We start from the raw sequence: 21508 nt of genomic DNA, 5'->3' as shown, positions 1-21508 counted from the left end.
TCTATAAGGAGTGTTGAAAATGGAATTCAAGCGAATGTTGACGACGGTTGATACGCATACTGCCGGTGAACCATTAAGGATCATTACAGGCGGATTGCCAATGATAAAAGGGGATTCGATTTTGGAAAAAAGAGCTTATTTTACAGATCATTTGGACACGATTAGGACGATCTTGATGCATGAGCCGAGAGGCCATCATGGGATGTATGGCTGTATCGTGACTCCCCCGGAAAATAAAGAATCGGATTTTGGAGTCTTATTCATGCATAATGAAGGACTAAGCACGATGTGTGGACATGGAATCATTGGCGTTGTCACCGCTGGAATTGAAATGGGGTTCCTTGAAACCAAAGGGGAAGGATCTTCTGTATACACCATTGATAGTCCCGCTGGTAAAATCACTGCGGAAGCTATATATGGCAATCATAAAGTCTCATCAGTATCCTTCATCAATGTTCCATCCTTTGTCTATAAGGAAGATTTTGAAATCTCATTAGATCATAAAACCATTAAGGTGGATATCGCTTTTGGTGGAGCATTTTATGCGATTGTCCAGGCCAAAGATCTCGATTTGCAAGTAGAAATCCAACAGCTTTCCAAAATTCAGAAATGGGGAAAATTAATAAAAGAAGAAATTGAAAAGACCATTGATGTGAAGCATCCTTTGGAAGACAAGCTTCAAGGGATCTATGGTGTTATTTTCTCGGATCAGCCTAAGAAAGAGGAATCGCATTTACGAAATGTTACCGTGTTTGCCGACCAGCAAATCGATCGATCGCCATGTGGGACCGGAACAGCAGCTAGGATGGCCGCTTTATATCAAAAGGGTGAATTAGCAGAGAAACAACCGTTTGTTCACGAGAGTATCATTACAAGTCAACTGAAAGGTGAAATTATTGAATCTACCAAAATTGGACCCTTTGATGCTATTATTCCTAAAATCAGTGGAACAGCATTTATTACCGGAAGTCATCAATTTTTTATCGATCCTTCTGATCCTCTTTCGGAAGGTTTCCTATTAGGATGAACAAAAACAATTTTTTAAAAAGAAAAGCTTAAAGCTTACGTGGGTGTCATGTAATCTTCTTTTATTTTAAGAAACGTATAAATAGTTTTACATTGTATAAATGTTTATACATTATTATCACGTTTTTGATCATATAACCATTTTTGTGTATTAAGAAGTTCCCTTAAGATTCGTATAACTTGGGTTTAGGTTTCACCAAAGGCTTGACTTTACAAGGTTTTCTTCAGATGGCATGAATCTTGCAATATTTTAAGGTGAACGGGGGCAATACTGTTCGAACTTGCAATCTATCAGAAGGGAGTATTTATATGAAACATTTTGAAGGGATCCATGTTGCACTGGTAACACCGATGACGGAGGACTATGAAGTTGATTACAGAAGACTCTATGATATTTCGGAGTGGTTGATTGAAAAGGGGATGCACGGTTTGATTCCTTGTGGTTCACTTGGAGAATACGCCGTCCTATCCGATAACGAAAGGGCTAAGGTTGTAGAAACTGTCATCGATGCGGCAAAAGGTCGTGTACCTGTTTCCGTAGGCTCTGGTGCTCCGGCAACCAATCAAGTGGTAAAATGGTGTGAACATGCGAAAGGCCTTGGAGCATCGGGGATCATGGCGCTTCCACCAATCAATTACAAGCCACTGGAACATGAAATTACAGAACACTATCGCCAGATTTCAAATGTTGGTTTACCAGTTATTGCTTATAACAATCCTAGAGATTATCCGACTGATCTGACACCAGAATTTTTAGCAGAGTTAGAGAAAATCGAAAATGTGGTCGCCGTTAAAGAATTTTCTGGGGATGTCCGGAGAGTTCACGATATTTTAGAAAAGACCAGTCTGGAGGTTCTTATCGGCGTTGATGATCTTTCCCTGGAAGGACCTTTAATGGGGGCTACAGGTTGGATTGCCGGTGTCCCTAATGCGCTTCCTGAAGAGTGTCTTGAGTTGTTTCAACTCGCAAGGGAGGGGAATGTCGAGAAGGCGTTGCCATTGTACAGGAGCCTTTTGCCATTATTCCATTACGATGCAATTCCTCAGTTGGTACAAGCCATCAAATATATGATGGAGCTTAATGGTCAGCCAGTAGGTCCGACAAGACCGCCCCGGTTGAAGCTGGATGATAAAACGTACCAGGACATCAAACATTGCTTTGATAAGGCCCGAAGCACCTTACAAAATCAATAATCTTTTTTGAGGGAGGATGTATATCAAATGGAAACAACAAACTGGATCGGAGGAGAATGGGTCAAACCTGGAGGTCAACAACGTGATGTCATGAATCCTTCAAATCTTTCCGAAAAAGTCGGTACCATTCACTTTTCTAATGAAACGGATATTATAGAAGCTGAGGCTGCTGCTAAAGAAGCTTATCGGAAATGGTCCTCATTGCCTGGGGCGAAGAGGGGGGACGTACTTTATGAAATGGCAGCAGTGCTGGAAAAAAACATGACGGATATTGCTGAATTGGCAAGTTCAGAAATGGGAAAACCCATTACGGAAATGAAAGGAGAAGTTCTCAGAGGCGTTCAATTGCTTCGCTATTATGCAAGTGAGGGTGTCCGGTCCCAGGGTAATCTCGTCCCCTCATCGGATGTGAATGTCTTGCAATATACTAAACGTGTTCCATTAGGAGTGGTTGGGCTCATTACACCATGGAATTTTCCTGTCGCTATTCCGATCTGGAAAATGGCTCCAGCATTGATTAGTGGTAACACGATACTCTGGAAGCCGGCTGAGCCTGCTTCTCTTACTGCCGTCCGTTTAGGGGAGCTTTTTGCTGAAACGAATTTACCTAATGGCGTAGTGAATATCGTGATCGGTAGAGGCAGAGATGTAGGAAATGCACTGTTGGAAAAAACGGAAATAAATGCTATCAGTTTCACAGGATCCACCTCCACGGGTCAAAGAGTGGCTTCGATATGCGCAGCTCGTAATATCAAATATCAAACCGAGATGGGTGGAAAAAATGCAGCCATCGTGTTAAGAGATGCAGACTTTCAGAAAGCAGCATCCATGGTGGTAAGCGGTGCGTTCCGTTCGGCGGGGCAGAAATGCACAGCGACAAGCAGGATCATTGTTGAAAAAGAAGCCTATGAACCATTTGTCGAAGCTTTAAAATTAGAAATGGAAACCATCAAAGTTAATCATGCCCTGGATAAAAATGCATATATGGGTCCTGTTGCATCAAAAAGTCAATTTGACAGTGTATCTGAATATGTTTCTGTTGCAAAAAAGGAAGCAGAATTGGTTATTGAAAAAGAAATCGAGCAAGGGAATGACAATGGATATTTTGTTAATCCGATGGTTGTGGCAGGAATCAGCCCTGATCACAAACTCGTTCAAGAAGAGGTCTTTGGTCCTCTTGCGGTGATCCTTACCGCTGATGATTTTGAAGAGGCGATATCATTGGCTAATCAAACCGTGTATGGTTTAAGCGCATCGATTTTCACTCAGGATTTGTCTAAGGCTCACCGTTTCCTCGATGAGGCTGATGCCGGAATGGTAAGAGTGAATCAAGAAACAGCAGGAGTTGAATATCAAGCACCGTTCGGAGGGATGAAAATGTCAAGTTCCCATACTCGCGAACAGGGACAGGCTGCCCTTGATTTCTACACCACTTTAAAAACATGTGCGATTAAACATACATTTTAGTACTTTCCCATAAATAAGGGCTGGCCTATTATTTCTTTTTGGGCCAGCCCCTTTTGACTTCATACGGAAATTGTATTTTGTATTTTTTCCTGGTAGTAATGATTCCAAAGTCTTTCTATTTTTTTTCTTCCCTTTTGGATATCCGGATGGAATTGGATAATCGATTTCTCCCTTACATATTGGACATGATCAATTGCATTTGTCAATTCTTCGAGTTTAATCTTCCCCGTGACTTTTTGAGAGATTGATAAACCTGCTACGACTCCCTGTGCGAGTGCAATCTTGGCACTTTCAATTCCCGTGATATTACCTGCAACATAAAGGCCTTCAACAGGAGTCTCCATTCTTTCGTTGTGCAAAGGAATATGACCACCCAACTCCGGAATGTAATGGAATGGACATCCTGAAATCGCTGCTAACTCCACAAGTGGATATAGTCCACCTGCAATACACACGAAATCAGCCTCCACAATTCGTTCAGTACCTGGTACAGGGTCTCCATTCACGGTCAACTTTACTACCTTTACACCTTCCACTTTTTTGTCACCAACAATTTCAACGGCAGCCTGTTTCAATTGGATCGGAACACCCCATATTTTCAAGCCGCTGGAAGGATAAAAGTTCAATCCGATTTTTCTTAAAGCTTTCATATGCATCAACTTGGCTCCCCATTTCATGATGAAACCAGGAGCTAAATGGGCTGCTTCTGACAAATCACCTATTATTTTAATCGGGTTGGAGGAATCTGCTGATAACGCATTATAAGGAGGAAGCAGGACTCTATCGACTTGGATGCCTGCCAACTGCAGTTCCCTCATGATTGCAAATGAGAGTATATTCATGCCCACAATAATCCCCTTTTCACCAACCTTTACGCGATGGACATTTGTCATCACCTGGGCTGCACCGATCGACATCACACCAGGAAGTGTCCAGCCAGGGAGGGGTAAAGGTGTTTCGGCTGCCCCTGTAGCCAAGAGTATATTAGCTGAACGGAACTTGCCTTTGTTTGTGAATACGTCCCAATACCCTTTATTGTATTGTAAGTTATGGACCGATACACCAGTTTGTACGTCTACACCCAGGTTATGCGCATTGGAAGCCAAAACCGAAGCTTCCTTCATACCATTCCACCATTCTCCATCTGGTTCTTCATGGAGCTGGCCCAACAGCCTTCCACCTGGTTTCATGAATTCATCAAGCACCAAAACTTGCAATCGATTACGAGCACACGTATTTGCCGCTGTCAATCCTGCAGGTCCTCCACCGATGATAATAACGTCAATCATGCCATGAACCTCCTTTTAAAGGAGTTGGATACTGGGTGAGGCTTTCAACCATCATTCCATCTTCTACTGGAGTAAGGCAGGCACGGACTGTTTCAGAGTTCCTGACTTTGACACGGCATTCGAAACAATGTCCGATATTGCAGTAGATTCCTCTAGGATTACCGCTTTCCTCATGGTGTCGAAGTGTGCGGATGCCCTTAGCCAGTAGTGCGGAGGCGATCGTATCCCCCTCGATAGCCTTATGATTTTCACCATTGAATGAAAATGAAATCTCCTTATTATCAGCCAAAGTGTCCAGGATCGGATGGTTTACAATTCTTTTATCCATTTATATATCACCCAGATTCTTGAATGTAATTGGCCGAATGGGCGGCTGATATTTTAAAGGTATGGAATCTGAAGAATTTTCCCCTTCTCTTTGGCTTATCAAAAGGTCAAGACTGGATCTGCAAGTCCTTCCTCCACAAACGCCCATTCCTGCACGAGTACGTAGTTTCAATTCGCGTGCAGAACACTGAAACGTATTGATCGTTCTAAGTAATTCTTCAAGGGTGACTTCTTCGCAACGACATACTAACGTTTGATTTTCTCTCATGTTAGTCCCTCCTTATCACTTTATATTCATGCAAGAATCAAGCCAAAAAGTGAATTCCTTTATCCGCAACCCAGTATAAGGGTGATTGCTATTTTCATAGCTTGATCTCGAAATTTGTGTCAAATTATTTTGACAGTTACCAATTATTTTTACATTTAAAGAAAGTATAAAACACTTTCTTCAATATAAGCTCAACTAAGGCTCAGCCTGCGCTAAAGGCTTGGCTTTGCCAAGTTTTCTTTACATGTTTTTCTATCGAAAGCTGACGTGGCTTTATTTTAAACTTGGCATAAAAATTGCATTCTAATTAACTGACTATCAGAAAAAGGATCGATAATATATGCGAAACGTTACAACAGAAGTAGCTGTTATAGGTGGGGGCATTATTGGTGCAGCCATTACTTACTATCTGACTCAATCAGAGATGGAAGTGATGGTTCTCGAAAAAGGAGAGCTGGTGAGTGGGACCTCCTCAAAATGCGATGGGAATATTTTAGCGATTGATAAGGATCCGGGCTTCGACAGCAAAATGTCTTTAGAAAGCCAGAAGTTGGTTAAGGAACTCAGTCAAAAGCTTGAGCTGCCGTTTGAGTACAGATCTCCAGGAAGCATTTTAGTTTGTGAAACGGAAGATGAGATGGAAGCTGCAAGCAAGTGGGTCAACCGTCAAAGGGAGGCAGGCTTGTCTTTTCGAATGCTTGATCGTCAAGATATACGCCAGGAATCCGCATATTTCGCTGATGATCTCCCAGGTGGGCTTGAATGTGAGACAGACGCAACTGTCAACCCTTACATGTTTGCTTTTTCTCTCTTTCATGATGCCAAGAAAAAGGGGGCGAAGCTTTTTCCGAATACCGAAGTCAAAACGATTAAAAGAAAGAATGATGGCACTTTTAATATTGGAACAACAACAGGAACAGTTACAGCAAATAAAGTGATCAATGCAGCGGGGGTTTGGGCAAACCATATCGGCCGAATGCTTGATGTCCCTATTCCCATTGTCCCGAGAAAAGGGCATATCATTGTAGCTTCCCGCAGCTCTCCTGTCGGGATGCGGAAAGTGATGGAGTTCGGCTATCTGATCTCTAAATTCGGGGGAGAGCGTCGTGTGGAAGAAGACATTGAAAAATATGGAGCTGCACTCGTTTTCGAGCCGACAGAAAGTCAAAACTTTCTGATCGGAAGCAGTCGCGAGTTCGTTGGATATGATACGACAGTTGATTTTGAAGTTGCTCGATGTGTTGCTAAAAGGGCAATCCGATTCTATCCGAAAATGTCTGACATGATGGTGATACGAACTTATGCTGGGCTTCGGCCCTGGACAGAGGATCATTTACCGATCGTCTCTCCTGTTGAAGAAGTTCCAGGCTTTTATATTGCTGCGGGTCATGAAGGAGATGGGATCAGTTTAGCTGCCATTACAGGAAAAGTCATTACACAACTTGTCATGGGAGAAAAGACGACCATCCCCGTTGAACCGTTGAGCTATAACCGATTTAAAAAGAAGGTGGCAAAAAAATGAAGGCTGATAGACTGTTTACTACGATCGATACCCACACGGGCGGTAATCCTACACGGACTGTCATCAGTGGATTGCCAAAGTTAGAAGGCCTGACTATGGCTGATAAAATGCTTCATATGAAACGTGATTACGATTGGATACGGAAATTGCTGATGTACGAGCCCCGTGGCCATGAGGTGATGTCTGGGGCATTGATGGTTGAACCCTGCCACCCAGATGCTGATATTGGTGTCATCTATATCGAAACCGGGGGCTATCTGCCCATGTGCGGCCACGACACCATTGGTTTTTGTACGGCTCTGGTTGAAACGGGAATGATCGAAGTGAAAGAACCAAAAACCGAACTTACTTTGGACACTCCTGCAGGTCTGGTTAAAGTAACCGTTCAAGTGAAGGATGGTCATGCAGAAGAAGTGACGTTTTGTAATGTACCTTCCTTTTTGCTCAAGAACATTACTGTTGATGTTCCGACGATAGGTGAAATGAATTGTGACATCGCTTATGGGGGGAACTTCTATGCAATCACAGATGCCGAGAAAATAGGGTTATCATTAGTTCCTTCCAATGCTAGTAACATCATTGATATCGCAGTTAAACTGCGGGATGCGATCAATCATACGACTGAGGTTGTTCATCCTGAGTCAAGCTTCATAAGAGGATTGACTCACATCGAATTTTTTTCCGAACCTTCCAATCCTGCAGCAACCGTTAAGAACACAGTCATCGTACCGCCTGGTGGAATTGATCGTTCCCCATGTGGAACCGGAACATCTGCGAAGCTGGCGACATTATATGAACAACAAAAAATTGAAATCGGTGAACCCTTCATTCATGAAAGTATAGTCGGAACCCTTTTCCGGGGAAGAATTCTCGAAAAGACAAAAGTCGGAAGCCTACCTGCTGTATTGACGGAAATCTCCGGGAGGGCATGGATCATGGGGAAACATACCTTTTTTTCGAACGTAGAAGATGAGCTTAATGAAGGATTTCTATTAATTCCTCCTATGGAGGATCATTAATAAATCAACATGCAGAGGGGGGGAGGGAATTTTCGGTTAAACGGCATCTAAGCTGGTAAAAGTTATTGTAAGCGGTATCAATCATTGAAAGGGGATATTATGGAAAATAACAAGACAAGATTGCCAAATATGGGTGAGGTATTGTTTATATTAGTAGGTTTTGTGCTTATTATCTACCTGTTCATTTCTGTGTTTGAACTACCGATCCAACTTGCATTATTGACATCTTGGTTCTTGATCATGGTATTGGGCTTACGGTTGGGGCATCAATATGGTTCTATCCAGAAAGGAATGCTGAACGGGATCAGTAATGGATTAGAAGCAATAATCATCCTTACTACTGTCGGAGCCTTAATCGGTACATGGATTGCTGGAGGTATTGTCCCAAGTATCATTTATTATGGATTAAGCATTATTAATCCATCGATATTCTTGTTTGCAACTGTTTTTATATGTGCAGTAACATCTTTAGCAACCGGTACTTCCTTTGGTACGGCGGGTACCGCAGGAATAGCGATGATGGGGATTGGACATAGTTTCGGAATTCCAGCACCACTGGTTGCCGGAGCGGTGATATGTGGGGCATATGTCGGTGATAAACTGTCTCCTTTATCAGATACGACAGTCATGACGGCTTCCTTGACTAGAGTTAATTTGTTCGACCACATTCGGTCGATGCTATATGTCAGTGTGCCGGCGTTGGTGCTTTCTTCAATCTTGTTTTTGCTGGTAGGATTCTTTTATGTTGGCCAAAACGTTGATTTGACAAGAGCTGAACAAGCGATGAATGCACTTGAAGGGTATTTCAGTATTGAATGGTACATGTTGATTCCAGCAATAATCGTTATCGGGCTGCTTGCTTTTAAGAAACCCTCTATACCTACAATCACATTTGGTGCTTTGCTTGGAGCGATTTGGGCTGCCCTCTTCCAGGATATGACTATTCTTGAGGGGCTCAAGACATCGTACTCTGGATTCCATATTGAGTCCGGTGTGGACTTTATGGATAACCTTTTGAATCGAGGCGGTATCGTATCGATGTTGGAAGTTATTCTTTTAATCATCCTCGCACTTGGATTGGGTGGATTGATGGAAGTGACAGGCATTTTACAGGTGATTTGCAATACATTGCTTAGATGGGCTGATAATGCGGGGAAAACGACTGTTTCGACGCTGATTGCAGGTTTTTTCGGAAACTTTTTCGGGGGTGCGGCTTACGTTTCTCTTATCACCGCCAGTAAAATTACTGAGGAAAACTATGATCGTTTGCGTATCGATCGCCGGGTCCTTTCCCGGAATACGGAAGCAGGAGGTACCATTACAACCCCGATGGTCCCCTGGTCTGATGGCGGTGTCTATATGGCGACAGTTTTGGGCGTTACAACCCTTTCTTACTTGCCGTTCCTTTGGTACCATTTCTTAGTTCTTATCATTTCTGTCGTTTATGGTTTCAGTGGTAAGTTTGTATGGTATACAGATGGAGCTGACAAAGAAGTAGAACTCGACTCACTGCCGAAAAGCGAAAGTTTGTGAGGGGTGGGGACGGTTCTCGTGCTTCCTCCTGTTTTGGAGCGCAGTTGTCGAAAAAGAAAAGAGGACTATAGTCAGCCTCCAGACGATTAATGTCACTTTACGGATGTAAAACGCTCGGCGTTTTACTCCTTTTTTGTTTGAGGAGAGATGTTTTTGGGTGGTTCTGTTTGTTAGCTTTGATTTTTGACCATCAAATTCAGTTCTAAGCGGATTGAGCTATGGACTTTATGCAGCTACGACTGACAACATCAGTTTTTTGGGTGGTCTAGCGTGGATGGTGTTAGGCATGGCCTCAGATGGTGTAGGACTACTAGCACGGGGAACACGGTTTGCAGCCTGGGGCGCAAAAGGTACTTCTATAGCAGGAACTGGGTTACGGATGCTTGGCGGTTTTCTCGGTCGAACAGGGTTGATCAGCGGTGGTATTTCGGCTGGTATTGCTGGTGGAATGCATCTCTACCGACATTTTGTCCATGGTGAACCACTTAATCCGATGGCGATGGCTAAAGACATGGCGGTGTGGGGCGCAGCAGGAACGATTGCAGGGCCACTAGCGCGTACTGCAACCACTATGGTCAGTTCAAGAATAGCTGGATATACTGTCGGTGGTGGTGTTGCTGGCGGTTCGGAATATTCTCTTGGGAACCTCTTCCAGGGGAAAATGCCAAACATTAAAACAGCTGCAACCGTCACGGTGATCGCTGCAACTCTTCCGTTTTTAGCGGTAGGAGCAACGAAAGCCATCCCAATGATCAAAGGAACACCAACACAAGTCGCGCAAACCACAACCCAAGTATCAGACACAGCAGTCAGCCAGGCTGGGAAAACAACAAGTAGTGTAGTAGATACAGGTGTAGCGCAGAGAACATCTAAGACTGTTATTAGCGGAGACAACCATATAAATGTCACTCCAGCCAAGAATAATGTGGTGAGTCCTGTTGTTAAATTGGATAAACCTGTTGCCGGAGACAACATATCGGTAAAACTAGATAACATAAAACCCAACAAAAAAATAAATAGTTCGAAGGCTGAAGTGAAAGAAGTCAATTTCGGTGAACAATTTACTAGAGTTGATCGTAAAAAGACTTTAAAGCCCAATATAAGGTATGTAACTAATGAAGGTTACAAATATACAACAGATAATAGTGGTCGTATTAGTGCTGTAGAAGCTAAATTAGAATTAGGCAAGGCAAAGCGCAATTCGTATGCACAAAAATCAGTTGGTAGAAATTATCGGCTTCCAAATGATGATGGTGGACATTTAATAGCTAGTATTTTTAAAGGATCCGGTAATATCGATAACTTAGTTCCTATGAACTAGACTCTAAACCGAAGCGAATATAAAGCATTAGAGAATACATGGAAAAAAGAATTAGAGAAAGGTAAAACTGTAGAAGTTAAAATAGAACCAATTTATAATAAACTATCCCATAGACCATCAAGTTTTGAGGTTCAGTACAAAGTGGATGGTAAACGATTTGAAGTTAATTTAACTAACTATGATGGAGGGAATTAAGTATGGAAACTAATAAAATGGAATCTTTATATCAAGTAGCTGCTACTACCCTAAATGAAATGATACCAGAAGAATGGGATAAAATATTATTATATTCAGAAGTCAGAGAAGGTTTTTCACAAGTCTTCTTTTATTACTATCCGATTAATGAAGATAGCCCAGTCTATAGTTTAGATATATTAGATAATTTTAATATTGATCCACAATATTTCAAACAATTAAAACAAGAATTATATGGAGCATTTGAAGAGCTATGGAATGAATTTAAAATTCAGAATCAAGAACAGTGGACAAATTTAACATTTCTTTTGGAAAATACAGGTCAAATGAAAATTGAATATGGGTATGAAGATGTAGCTGACCTTAATCATGTTGAAAAACAAGAACAATGGGAAAAGAGATACATTAATGGTAACGGTTTTGAAGAAATCTAATACGTAGGGGCGGTTTATTTGCCAAATACACCGGGGATTTGTTGAAGTCAAACCGATATAGCCAATCACTATTGATAAACCAAAACTATGGGACTCAATATGGTTTACTCTAACTAAACGAAGAGAAATGAATTTACCCAAAAATCTCCTCATAATTTATATACCGGTAGTGGAGAACTCTTCTTTTTAGACTTTAAACAACTCGATAATAATCAAGAACCTAAAGTAGTTTCTTTTGACCAGGAGTCGATTTAGAAAACCCAAACATATGAACCGATTGGCTGAAGACTTTTTATTTGATATAGTTAAATTAGAAATCTAAAACCTTGATTGGCTGAAGCCCTTCAAGGTTTTTCTACAATTTCATCAAAAGTTATAAAACACTATTAATGAGGGAATGATAACTCCCTACTTCTTTTAAATACTTCTGTCATGAAAGTTCAAGTTAATTATGCGACGTTTTAATTGTGTTGTTTAATTTCAGATAAACTATTTTTCATATTTTTCAGCTTCTTTTCAATCAAGTTCCCAATAATGGCAGTAAGTAAAATTGTGATTAGAAGTAATGATTGCTCGCTAGGACTAAAATAAAAGTAGGAAGTCAAAGAGTTATTTACCCAACGTAATACAATTACCATAATGTACGCAATAACAAACCCGAACACTGTACCGATTGTAAACCCATTTATATATAACCATGCATTGGTACGCCGCACAAAAAAATAACCGATGACCATTGAAAAAGTTGGAATCACATTAATATAATATGGCAAATTCCATACTTCTAATATCTTAACTAACCATAATCCAATAACAGCACCAAATAATAATCCTCTTACATTCCAACTTTCAAATTTATAGTAGTAAACAAAAAGTAGAATTATGATAATTATAGGTGTTATATATAATAGAGATAAAAACAAAGACAGTCCCTCAAGCCCCCCACCTGGTGGTTTGATTATAAATTCTATGTACATAGAAGATATTGTTTTAATTCCTAAAAAAGCAATTATTCCTGTTAATATAGCTGTTATAAAAGCAATAAAAAATTTCATTAAGTCCCTCCAAGATACTAGTTTTCATTGTAAGTATAGTATTTCCATAAATAGCACTAAACTGCGAAGTTAGCTGATATTTAATACTTAACTATTAAATCCCCCTTAATTGAATAGTGATAGGATGCTGTAACACTTTCCTAATAGTTCTCTAGTTCTGTCTCTAAATCTTTAATAAGAACCTCAATGTTTACAACTACTGTATTTTCTTCATTAGGAAAAATTGAAGGTCTTATTCCACCTTCTTTCATCCCAATAGGCCATTCATTGATAAATTCATCTAAATCTATTAGCTTAGCTTTATATCCTGCCCATTCTTTTCTAATACAGCTTTCAGCAAATTCTTTTCTTGGAAAGAATGGTATAAGCATTTTACTTTCTTCATCTTGAGATGTTGCCCAGCCATCGTTATATAATCCCCAGACTTCCTCATAATCTACAACCTTTTTAATAAAATACTCGTATCTTATATTAGCAGATTGTTTGCTAACTGCTTCAAATTCCATTTCATTCAAGCTTCTCAATCCTTATCTATATAAAATCATACTCATTTTATTAACCTGTCCACTTATTCAGCAAGTGCCCCCTTTCGTTGAATAACATTTTCAAGATTTATTTTTATTTTAACATAAATTTACAGGTTACCTTCAAAAAACCTGCTGGTAAAGGATGAATATAAACACACTAAATTCCTACAAGATAAAAAGTAATCTATAAAAATACCCTATGCCTTAATTACCGGGTTTTACTTCAGAGGTGTAAACAAGTAAATATCAATTCAAGCCCACTGGATTTTTCACAACGAAAATTCACAGTGCGCTTTTTATTGTTATATCAATACTTCCCTAAAGTTTTGTTGCCAAAATGATATATGAATTCACATACCATTTCGCAAGGGGTGAAATGGTATGTGAATTTAGGTGTGATTTGTGTTGCGAATTTGTATGGGATTTCGAAGAAAACTAGAAAAATATGTTAAAATATAGATATCAAACATTGATTAATGTTATTCAACAAACGGGCAAGATTCTGGAAGATGACTGCTTGAAATCCAGAAGAACAAAAAGTCAGGAAGGACAGCTTTTTTCAATTCAGATATAAGCTATCTAATAGTGGCCTAAATATCTTGGATTATTCACGATATGATAGCTCCAATGGTTAATCCTTATTTTGGTGAAGGCAGTGTATTAGATTACAGCATTGATATCGGTCTTTTTGCAATTATTTATTTTAGTGTCTATTTTGTTATATTTCTAAAACTGTTAAAAGAGAAGTTTAAAAAAGATGCTCGAAAAACTGGGGCTTATCTTAAGCTAAATAGGGGGATAATCAGCAAATACAGAATTCTTAATCGAGGTGATCACTTGAATAAGAAAAATAAAATAATCGTCAGCAGCGTGGTTGTTTTAATTATCATGGCAATACCAGGCTTCTATATGATAGAAAAAGAAGAGGAAAGACAGGAATTGATCCAAAGTCTCACATCTCTTGAGAATTCTTTCGATAAACTAGAAAGCTATGTTAATAATGCGGAAAATGATGGTTTTACATTGGATGAAACCAAAAACATGTGGATATTCAAATCACTTTTTGATCGCCAAGCAACACAGGTGGTTGAAGAACTAGAGGAATATCGTCATGACGAATCTCTAAACAACAGGGTTGAACACGCACAGGTAAGTTTTTGGCGTGAATTTCGCTGGGCTCTTGAAGAAGGAGAAATGGACAGAGATTTTTGGAATTCAGTAGCAGATTTTAAGAAAATAACGGAAGAACTTAAAGATAAATATGAATACAAAAAATGATGAAGTAATTCAAACTGTAATCTAATGGTTGGAATTAGTAATTAGAGGTACCATATACAAAATTATCTCAAGTTTTCAATTATCGGAGGCTTTAATTGAATAAGTCATATAAAGAATGAGCTTAGAGTAGATTTTCCTCTAAGCCTTTTTGATGTGAATTATACTGTGAATCATTAAATGAATACTATGTGATTTAGCTTGTGATTTGGTTTGCGTTTTTGCATTTTGCACCTCACAAGTGAACCCGTTATACCTTTATAGCTGGGGTATTTTTATGTATTATCTGGGTTACGGTAACAAAAAGCCCTTTGCTCTCGACTGTTTCGTTATACGGTCTATGTAAACGGTTACGATTAGGAGGAGGTAAGGCATATGAAAATACTAGCGGTGACGTCATGTCCGAATGGGATCGCTCATACGTATATGGCTTCTGAAAACCTTCAGAAAGCGGCGGAGAAGCTTGGAGTCGATATGAAGGTTGAAACCCAGGGCGGAATTGGTGTTGAAAATGAACTGACGGAAAAGGACATCCGAGAAGCCGATGGAATCATCATCGCTGCGGATAAAACGGTCGCGAAAGATCGTTTTGCTGGTAAAAAGGTATTGGTTGTCGGGGTCCAGGAGGGCATCCGTAATCCTGAACAGCTGATCAAAAAGATGATGAGTGGCGATGTTCCGGTTTATCAAGCTCAGGAAAGCGGTGATTCACTACCGACAACTTCGAAAAAGGAAAACCCGGTATACCGCCATTTGATGAACGGTGTCTCGTTCATGGTTCCGTTCATCGTGGTTGGCGGGTTGTTGATTGCGATTGCGCTCACGATTGGTGGAGAGAAAACGCCTGAAGGACTCGTTATTCCAGAAGGTTCGGTCTGGAAAAATATCGAAGCGATTGGGGGAGCGGCATTCACGTTCATGGTGCCGATTTTAGCTGGATTCATCGCCTACAGCATTGCCGATAAACCAGGATTGGCTCCTGGTGTCGTCGGTGGTTATATTGCTGCGGACGGAAGCTTTTACGGAAGTGAAGCCGGAGCTGGTTTTATCGGTGGAATCATAGCTGGTTTCTTGGCGGGCTATGTCGCGTTGTGGATCAAGAAAGTGAAGGTTCCGAAAGCGATTCAACCCATCATGCCGATTATCATTATTCCGGTCATTGCCTCATTTATCGTTGGTATGGCGTTTATTTACTTGATCGGTGCACCGATTGCGCAAGTGTTTGAAGGATTGACCTCTTGGTTGGAAGGGATGCAAGGAACAAGCTCGATCTTATTGGCGCTGATCCTTGGTGCGATGATTGCCTTTGATATGGGTGGTCCAGTCAATAAGGTAGCGTTCCTTTTCGGAGCTGCGATGATCGGGGAAGGAAATTATGGAATCATGGGTCCCATTGCGGTGGCCATTTGTGTTCCGCCGATCGGCATGGGACTTGCGACGTTCCTCAATAAGAAGAAATATCAAGTGACAGAGCGGGAAGCTGGGAAGGCATCCTTCACGATGGGATTCTTCGGGATTACAGAAGGCGCGATTCCGTTCGCCGCACAGGACCCATTGCGTGTCATTCCTAGTATTATGGTCGGTTCGATGACAGGGTCAGTGATTGCAATGTTAGGGCATGTTGGTGACCGTGTCGCACATGGAGGTCCAATCGTTGCTGTACTAGGTGCAGTCGATAATGTGCTCATGTTCTTTGTCGCTGTCATTGGCGGTGTGATCGTGACAGCGTTTATGGTGAACTTGTTGAAAAAAGATGTACAGGGTGATGGCGAGCAAGAGGGAACACCTACTGAAGAGAGTATTGAGGAACCGTCTGAAAAAAGTGAGATCAACAAGCTGACAGACATTACGAACCTAGATCTGATCGATATCAATCTGGCAGGGACGACTCGTGATCAAGTCATTGATGAGATGATAGGAAAATTGAATCAAGCAGGCATGCTGTCATCAAAGGATGGTTTTAAAGAAGCGATCCTAGCTCGTGAACAGGAAGGGACGACAGGGATCGGCGATAGCATTGCCATACCGCATGGAAAATCAGATGAGGTGAAGCAACCAAGTGTCGCTTTCGGGATTAAGAGGGACGGAGTGGACTGGAATAGCCTCGACGGTACCGACGCGAAGCTGATCTTCATGATCGCTGTTCCGAAACAAAGCGAAGGCGACGCACACTTAAAAATCTTGCAAATCCTTTCCCGAAAGCTGATGGATGAAAGCTTCAGAGAAAGATTGTTGACGGTAGGTACGAAAGAAGGAGCCTATCAACTGCTGGAGGAGATTGAATGATTGGGGACGGTTCTCATGCTTCCTTTAGTTTTTTCTAAACACTACGGTGCCAGGCACCATTTCAGGAGTCTTGTGTAGCATGAGGTTTCGAATGGTGCCTGGCACGAAAGAATGTCGAAAAAGGAAAGCGGACTATAGTCTTTCTCCTACCGATTCTTGTCGCAAGTAGGATGTTGAACAATTGTGTTTAACATCCTACTTGCGGCTTTTTTGTCATCAATACGTAAATGATTAGCTCTTTTTAAATAAACAGGAAATACGTTGTGTTTAACTTGCAAGTATCCGGAAAACCATACAAAATTCGACATCATTATATAGGGAAACTGGGTAATTAGTCGTATAAACGTGCATGAGCAGCGAAAGAAATGTCGATTTTACTGAATGATTTCAAAGTAGGATAATGGAGTACAAACGAAAATTGGACAACATGAATCTACTTTATAAATTAATTTTATTAACTAAGTCATGGGGGTGTGCAGACTTTATTGCGTTTCTTCATTACAAATCAAGGAGGTAAACAGTGTTGAAGGCAACTAAAGGTTTATTTGTGCTTGTTTTTCTTATGGTCCTAGGGATGCTCGGCAGCCATTCCTCTGCAGCTGTTGCACAGGATGACGGTCCTTCAGAGTGGAATGGGACTCCCGAAACCATTGAAGTGAATCGGGAACCTGCTAGTATCAAGACGATTCCATTCAATAATGAACGAACAGCTGTCAAAGGGGATATAGAGAGTTCCAGATACTTTAAGTCTTTGAATGGGGATTGGAAATTCAATTGGTCGGAGAATCCGAATGAACGGCCGAAGGATTTTTATAAAGAAAACTTCAACGATGAGGATTGGGCTACGATCCCTGTACCGAGCAACTGGCAGGTGCACGGATACGGGGAGATCATTTACTTGAACCAACGCCATCCGTGGCAGGGACATGGACGGATCACACCGCCCGAAGTACCTGTCGAACATAATGAAGTCGGGTCCTATCGATATGAATTCACTGTCCCAGGCAACTGGAAGGAACGCGAGACTTTCATTTCGTTCCAGGGTGTCAAGTCCGCATTTTACGTATGGGTGAACGGTGAGAAGATCGGTTACAGCGAAGACAGCTTCACTCCTGCAGAATTCAACATCACGGATCATCTGAAGCCAGGGAAGAACACCCTTGCCGTAGAAGTGTACCGCTGGTCTGATGGTGCCTGGCTGGAAAATCAGGACATGATCGATCTGAGCGGAATCTTCCGTGATGTCTACCTCTATTCCACGCCGAACGTCCATCTCAATGATTTTAAAATTGAAACTGATTTGGATGAATCGTATGAAGATGCAACATTAAAAATCGATGGTGATTTGGTCGATTATACGAAGAAAAATAGACTAGAAGATTATAAGATCGCGGCCATGCTATATGATTCGGACGATCGAGCCGTATTTGATAAGCCGGTTAAGATCGATGTTAAAAATGAAAACGCTGTCAGCAAGGAGATTCCTGTGGAAAATCCTTTGAAATGGTCAGCGGAAAAGCCGAACCTGTATACATTGGTCTTCAACTTAAAAGATTCTTCAGGAAAAACGATTGAAACCGTCAGCAATAAAGTCGGTTTCAGGGAGATCGAACTCGAAGACGGACAGGTGAAGATCAACGGCGAGGCGATCGTCATCAAAGGGGTGAACCGTCACGAAGTCCATCCCGACACAGGATATGCGTTGACGGAAGAACAATTGATTGAAGATATCAAGCTCATGAAAAAATTTAATATCAATGCAGTCCGTACGGGGCATTATCCATTCCAACAGAAATTTAACGAGTTGGCGGATGAATATGGACTTTACATTCTTGATGAAGCAAATAATGAATCTCATGACATGAGGCCGTTTCCTGGGAACAACCCGAACTGGAGCAAAGCGGTCTTTGATCGGATCAAAACGATGGTGGAACGGGACAAGAACCACCCGTCCGTCATTTTCTGGTCGATGGGGAATGAAGTAGGGTCAGGTCAAGTATTCAAGGATGCTTCAGAATGGATCAAGGCGTATGACCCGACGCGCCTGCTCCATTTCCAACAGGATAATAGTCTCGCAGACTTTACGAGTTATATGTATCCGGGCCTTTCCCAGCTCGAAAATCATGGGAAATCCGGCAGCCTGAGCCCGTTGATTATGTGTGAGTATGTCCACGCAATGGGGAACAGCGTCGGAAATATCAAGGAATACTGGGAGCTGATCGACAAGTCTTCGAATTTGCAAGGCGGGTTCATCTGGGACTTTGTCGACCAGTCGTTGAGACTGCCGGTTGATGGCGGTGTCGATAGCCTGCCGATTCCTAGGGATTATACGGGAGATACCTTCTTTTCTTATGGAGGCGACTGGGGGGGCTATGCTAATGACGGCATTTTCCTGATGAACGGACTGTTGAATCCGGACCGGACGCCTCAGCCTGAACTCTATGACGTCAAAGCAGTCTATCAAAATATCAAAGTGAAAGAGACGGATCTTGAGAACAACAAGATTGAACTATGGAATGAAAACCTCTTTACAAACCTGAAGGAATTCGATGCCAAATGGACGTTGAAAGCCGATGGTGAAGTCATCCAGGAAGGAAAGCTGGACATCGATCTTCCAGGCGGTGAGACAAAGGAAATCACGCTTCCGATCGAGATGCTGGAGTTGGAACCTGGAACAGAATACTGGCTTGACCTCAGTTTTGCATTGCCAGAGGACACTTCTTGGGCTAAGAAAGGACATGAGGTCGCTCATCATCAATTCAAGATGCCATATGATGCGCCGGAAGCACCTGGATTCGAAACGGAAAACATGCCGACGATCGATGTAGATGATCAGGAAGCGTCGGTAAAGGTGACAGGTGAAACCTTTGAAATCACATTTGATAGGCAACAGGGAACGATCACCTCTTTTAAAAACGAAGGTGAAGAATTATTCAAGCAAGGCCCGATGCCGAACTTCTGGCGCCCTCGGAACGACAATGACTTGATGAATGGCATGTTGAGCAGGAACGGCCCTTGGCAATATGCGGGACGGGATATGGCCGTGAACGATATTTCAGTAAGGGAGATCAGTGACAAGGTCGTCCATATCCAGATAACTGCTGCCCTCCCTGAAACGGGCGATTCCCAGTACAGGCTCGGCTACTTCATCTATGGAAGCGGGGAAGTAGTCGTTCGGAGCACCGTGAAACCGGACAATTCACTATCGGAGATCCCTGCAGTAGGTATGGAGCTGATGCTTCCAGGACAATTTGAAAACTTGACCTGGTATGGCCGCGGCATGCATGACACCTACTGGGACCGTAAAGATGGAGCACCTGTAGGGGTTTATAACAGCACGGTGGACGAGCAGTTCTTCCATTACCCTCGTCCGCAGGAAGCAGGGAACAAAACCGATGTCCGCTGGTTGACATTGACGAATGATGATGGGACTGGATTGATGGTAGGAGGATTGCCTCAATTCGAATTTTCCGCGCTCCATTATGCTGAGGACGACATCGAACAGGCTGCGCATCCTCATGAACTTGAAAAACTCGAAGACATCGTATTGACGGTCAATCATAAACAAATGGGTGTATGGAACAGCTGGGGCGGTACAGCATTGCCGCAATATATGCTTTACGCCGATCAGACGTATTCATATACCTATACGTTGAAGCCGTTCGAGGCTGGCCAATCTGCGATGAAAATAAGCAAACGGCAGATCGACCTGGAATTGTTGAAGGATATCAAGGTCAATGGGGAATCACTTGACAAGTTCCACTCGGACATTACGAAATATAAGAAGACGTTCTCAGCAGCAATAGAGCAGTCGGTACCTGAAGTCGAAGTCGTGCCAGCACGGGACGATCTCACAATTGAAATCGAGGAAGCTGAACAGCTGCCTGGTGAAACGAAAATCCATGTATCGACAGCTGATGGATTTTTGAGCGAAACCTATACGATCGAATTTGAACCAGTTTCCTATCTCCATTTGAGTGACATCAACTGGGAGTCTGCGACGACCGGATGGGGCACCGTCAATAAAGATCAATCCGTCGCAGGCCCGCCGATCACACTGATGGGTGACAACGGACCTGTCATCTATGATAAGGGACTCGGGATCCATGCGAACTCTGAAATCGTCTATGACCTTACGCAATGGGATTTCGACTTATTTGAAACCTATGTCGGCGTCGAGCAGCACGCTGATCGGGATGGCCGCTTCTTCCAATTCGAGGTGTGGCTGGATGGCGAGAAAGTGTATGAAACTGAAAGGATGAAACGGAGCACACCTGCAGAGTTCATCAGCCTGGATATCCGAGGAAAAGAAGAGCTGAAGCTGGTCATGAAGGAAGCTGGCAACGGGATCGGGCATGGCCACGGTGCGTGGGCAGATGCGAAATTGACGGTCGAAGGACAGGAAACAGAAGCAACGCTGGAAAGCGCCAACCTGGAATTATCGCCTGTCGAGATCAAACCAGGGGAATTGACGGAGATGATCGTCACCGGAAAAATGAGTGACGGAAAGCCTCTGGACTTAGCGGATGCGACCGTGGAGTACTTCAGCAGCTCTCCTGAATTGGTCAGTTTCGACACCCAGTATGAAAACAAACTCTTATATTTGGAAACCGATGTAGGTGATGTCGAATCGATTGATGTGTGGGCAGAAGTGACGGTAGATGGGAATACGGTAAAAACCGATACAGCCCAGCTCAACATCATCCACTGAACCTGAAATGTGAGGGGCTGCCACTTAAGCAGCCCCAAAAGTAGTATAGATTTTTAAGA

At 42.2% G+C, this 21508-nt stretch carries 15 protein-coding genes and 1 pseudogene; 11 read left to right on the top strand and 5 right to left on the bottom strand.

From position 1 onward, the window contains the following. Positions 1-19 precede the first annotated feature (19 nt). The 3 genes from KOL94_RS14485 (at position 20) to KOL94_RS14475 (ending at position 3687) form a co-directional block, all read left to right on the top strand. Complete coding sequence (locus KOL94_RS14485) at positions 20-1027, top strand: proline racemase family protein (protein ID WP_221567108.1); 1008 nt, start codon at positions 20-22, stop codon at positions 1025-1027. A gap of 308 nt (positions 1028-1335) precedes the next feature. Further along, the gene (locus KOL94_RS14480; protein ID WP_221567107.1) at positions 1336-2220 is read left to right on the top strand and encodes a dihydrodipicolinate synthase family protein; all 885 of its coding nucleotides are present in this window, start codon (positions 1336-1338) and stop codon (positions 2218-2220) included. A 27-nt stretch (positions 2221-2247) separates the two neighbouring features. Then, entirely contained in the window at positions 2248-3687 is a 1440-nt protein-coding gene (locus KOL94_RS14475) for an aldehyde dehydrogenase family protein (protein WP_221567106.1), read from the top strand. A 59-nt stretch (positions 3688-3746) separates the two neighbouring features. Here the strand turns inward: KOL94_RS14475 and KOL94_RS14470 are convergent, their stop codons facing one another. From KOL94_RS14470 to KOL94_RS14460, 3 genes are read right to left on the bottom strand one after another with little or no spacing between them, the layout of a single operon-like run. Beyond that, positions 3747-4976: an NAD(P)/FAD-dependent oxidoreductase gene (locus KOL94_RS14470; protein WP_221567105.1), complete on the bottom strand. Its 1230-nt coding sequence runs from the start codon at positions 4974-4976 to the stop codon at positions 3747-3749. Beyond that, a complete protein-coding gene (locus KOL94_RS14465) occupies positions 4969-5304 on the bottom strand; it encodes a (2Fe-2S)-binding protein (protein ID WP_221567104.1) in 336 nt (111 codons plus the stop codon). Before KOL94_RS14465 ends, KOL94_RS14470 begins: the two co-directional genes overlap by 8 nt. After that, entirely contained in the window at positions 5305-5571 is a 267-nt protein-coding gene (locus KOL94_RS14460) for a (2Fe-2S)-binding protein (RefSeq protein ID WP_221567103.1), read from the bottom strand. Between the two features lie 340 nt (positions 5572-5911). Here KOL94_RS14460 and KOL94_RS14455 point away from each other — a divergent pair, with 340 nt between their 5' ends. From KOL94_RS14455 to KOL94_RS14430, 5 genes and pseudogenes are all read left to right on the top strand, one after another. Beyond that, positions 5912-7093, top strand: a complete 1182-nt coding sequence (locus KOL94_RS14455; RefSeq protein WP_221567102.1) for an NAD(P)/FAD-dependent oxidoreductase — start codon at positions 5912-5914, stop codon at positions 7091-7093. Continuing rightward, the gene (locus KOL94_RS14450) at positions 7090-8112 is read left to right on the top strand and encodes a proline racemase family protein (protein WP_221567101.1); all 1023 of its coding nucleotides are present in this window, start codon (positions 7090-7092) and stop codon (positions 8110-8112) included. The genes KOL94_RS14455 and KOL94_RS14450 overlap by 4 nt, the downstream gene beginning before the upstream one ends. A 99-nt stretch (positions 8113-8211) precedes the next feature. Further along, positions 8212-9645, top strand: coding sequence for a Na+/H+ antiporter NhaC (gene nhaC, locus KOL94_RS14445; RefSeq protein ID WP_221567100.1), 1434 nt, complete (start codon positions 8212-8214; stop codon positions 9643-9645). Between the two features lie 274 nt (positions 9646-9919). Then, a pseudogene (locus tag KOL94_RS25655) lies at positions 9920-11161 on the top strand (DNA/RNA non-specific endonuclease). Positions 11162-11163: 2 nt separating this feature from the next. Beyond that, positions 11164-11595: an immunity protein YezG family protein gene (locus KOL94_RS14430; protein WP_221567099.1), complete on the top strand. Its 432-nt coding sequence runs from the start codon at positions 11164-11166 to the stop codon at positions 11593-11595. A gap of 461 nt (positions 11596-12056) precedes the next feature. Here the strand turns inward: KOL94_RS14430 and KOL94_RS14425 are convergent, their stop codons facing one another. Both KOL94_RS14425 and KOL94_RS14420 read right to left on the bottom strand, forming a co-directional pair. After that, the gene (locus KOL94_RS14425) at positions 12057-12650 is read right to left on the bottom strand and encodes a hypothetical protein (protein ID WP_221567098.1); all 594 of its coding nucleotides are present in this window, start codon (positions 12648-12650) and stop codon (positions 12057-12059) included. Positions 12651-12790: 140 nt separating this feature from the next. After that, positions 12791-13156: a DUF2750 domain-containing protein gene (locus KOL94_RS14420; protein ID WP_221567097.1), complete on the bottom strand. Its 366-nt coding sequence runs from the start codon at positions 13154-13156 to the stop codon at positions 12791-12793. A gap of 636 nt (positions 13157-13792) precedes the next feature. Between KOL94_RS14420 and KOL94_RS14415 the strand changes: the two genes are divergently transcribed. The 3 genes from KOL94_RS14415 (at position 13793) to lacZ (ending at position 21449) form a co-directional block, all read left to right on the top strand. Next, positions 13793-14455: a hypothetical protein gene (locus tag KOL94_RS14415; RefSeq protein WP_221567096.1), complete on the top strand. Its 663-nt coding sequence runs from the start codon at positions 13793-13795 to the stop codon at positions 14453-14455. Positions 14456-14827: 372 nt separating this feature from the next. Then, positions 14828-16738 (top strand): PTS fructose transporter subunit IIABC, encoded by a 1911-nt coding sequence (locus KOL94_RS14410; protein WP_221567095.1) that lies wholly within the window; start codon positions 14828-14830, stop codon positions 16736-16738. A gap of 523 nt (positions 16739-17261) precedes the next feature. After that, a complete protein-coding gene (gene lacZ / locus KOL94_RS14405; RefSeq protein ID WP_221567094.1) occupies positions 17262-21449 on the top strand; it encodes a beta-galactosidase, LacZ type in 4188 nt (1395 codons plus the stop codon). The last annotated feature ends 59 nt before the right edge of the window (positions 21450-21508 follow it).

This window comes from Alkalihalobacillus sp. TS-13 (genome assembly GCF_019720915.1).
In the GTDB taxonomy this organism is placed as follows: Bacteria; Bacillota; Bacilli; order Bacillales; family Fictibacillaceae; genus Pseudalkalibacillus.
The sequence above is the reverse complement of the archived record's forward strand: the minus strand, read 5'-3'. Positions and strand labels throughout refer to the sequence as shown.